This is a genomic window from Escherichia albertii NBRC 107761 = DSM 17582 (assembly GCF_000759775.1).
In the GTDB taxonomy this organism is placed as follows: domain Bacteria; phylum Pseudomonadota; class Gammaproteobacteria; order Enterobacterales; family Enterobacteriaceae; genus Escherichia; species Escherichia albertii.
This window is the reverse complement of the sequence record NZ_BBMY01000188.1, coordinates 1-1,735: the sequence shown is the minus strand read 5'-3', so window position 1 is coordinate 1,735 and position 1,735 is coordinate 1. Positions and strand designations below refer to the sequence as shown.

At 52.5% G+C, this 1,735-nt stretch carries 1 rRNA gene; it reads right to left on the bottom strand.

Annotation, left to right across the window (positions count from 1 at the left end):
• Window positions 1-53: 53 nt before the first annotated feature.
• Window positions 54-1,595 (bottom strand): 16S ribosomal RNA (locus tag EA14781_RS21670).
• Window positions 1,596-1,735 lie beyond the last annotated feature (140 nt).

Sequence of the window (1,735 nt, the reverse complement as noted above, 5' to 3'; positions counted from 1 at the left end):
TCACTTTTCATCAGACAATCTGTGTGAGCACTGCAAAGTACAGTTCTTTCAGGTAAGGAGGTGATCCAACCGCAGGTTCCCCTACGGTTACCTTGTTACGACTTCACCCCAGTCATGAATCACAAAGTGGTAAGCGCCCTCCCGAAGGTTAAGCTACCTACTTCTTTTGCAACCCACTCCCATGGTGTGACGGGCGGTGTGTACAAGGCCCGGGAACGTATTCACCGTGGCATTCTGATCCACGATTACTAGCGATTCCGACTTCATGGAGTCGAGTTGCAGACTCCAATCCGGACTACGACGCACTTTATGAGGTCCGCTTGCTCTCGCGAGGTCGCTTCTCTTTGTATGCGCCATTGTAGCACGTGTGTAGCCCTGGTCGTAAGGGCCATGATGACTTGACGTCATCCCCACCTTCCTCCAGTTTATCACTGGCAGTCTCCTTTGAGTTCCCGGCCGGACCGCTGGCAACAAAGGATAAGGGTTGCGCTCGTTGCGGGACTTAACCCAACATTTCACAACACGAGCTGACGACAGCCATGCAGCACCTGTCTCACGGTTCCCGAAGGCACATTCTCATCTCTGAAAACTTCCGTGGATGTCAAGACCAGGTAAGGTTCTTCGCGTTGCATCGAATTAAACCACATGCTCCACCGCTTGTGCGGGCCCCCGTCAATTCATTTGAGTTTTAACCTTGCGGCCGTACTCCCCAGGCGGTCGACTTAACGCGTTAGCTCCGGAAGCCACGCCTCAAGGGCACAACCTCCAAGTCGACATCGTTTACGGCGTGGACTACCAGGGTATCTAATCCTGTTTGCTCCCCACGCTTTCGCACCTGAGCGTCAGTCTTCGTCCAGGGGGCCGCCTTCGCCACCGGTATTCCTCCAGATCTCTACGCATTTCACCGCTACACCTGGAATTCTACCCCCCTCTACGAGACTCAAGCTGACCAGTATCAGATGCAGTTCCCAGGTTGAGCCCGGGGATTTCACATCTGACTTAATCAACCGCCTGCGTGCGCTTTACGCCCAGTAATTCCGATTAACGCTTGCACCCTCCGTATTACCGCGGCTGCTGGCACGGAGTTAGCCGGTGCTTCTTCTGCGGGTAACGTCAATGAGCAAAGGTATTAACTTTACTCCCTTCCTCCCCGCTGAAAGTACTTTACAACCCGAAGGCCTTCTTCATACACGCGGCATGGCTGCATCAGGCTTGCGCCCATTGTGCAATATTCCCCACTGCTGCCTCCCGTAGGAGTCTGGACCGTGTCTCAGTTCCAGTGTGGCTGGTCATCCTCTCAGACCAGCTAGGGATCGTCGCCTTGGTGAGCCGTTACCTCACCAACAAGCTAATCCCATCTGGGCACATCCGATGGCAAGAGGCCCTAAGGTCCCCCTCTTTGGTCTTGCGACGTTATGCGGTATTAGCTACCGTTTCCAGTAGTTATCCCCCTCCATCGGGCAGTTTCCCAGACATTACTCACCCGTCCGCCACTCGTCAGCGAAACAGCAAGCTGTTTCCTGTTACCGTTCGACTTGCATGTGTTAGGCCTGCCGCCAGCGTTCAATCTGAGCCATGATCAAACTCTTCAATTTAAAAGTTTGATGCTCAAAGAATTAAACTTCGTAATGAATTACGTGTTCACTCTTGAGACTTGGTATTCATTTTCGTCTTGCGACGTTAAGAATCCGTATCTTCGAGTGCCCACACAGATTGTCTGATAAATTGTTAAAGA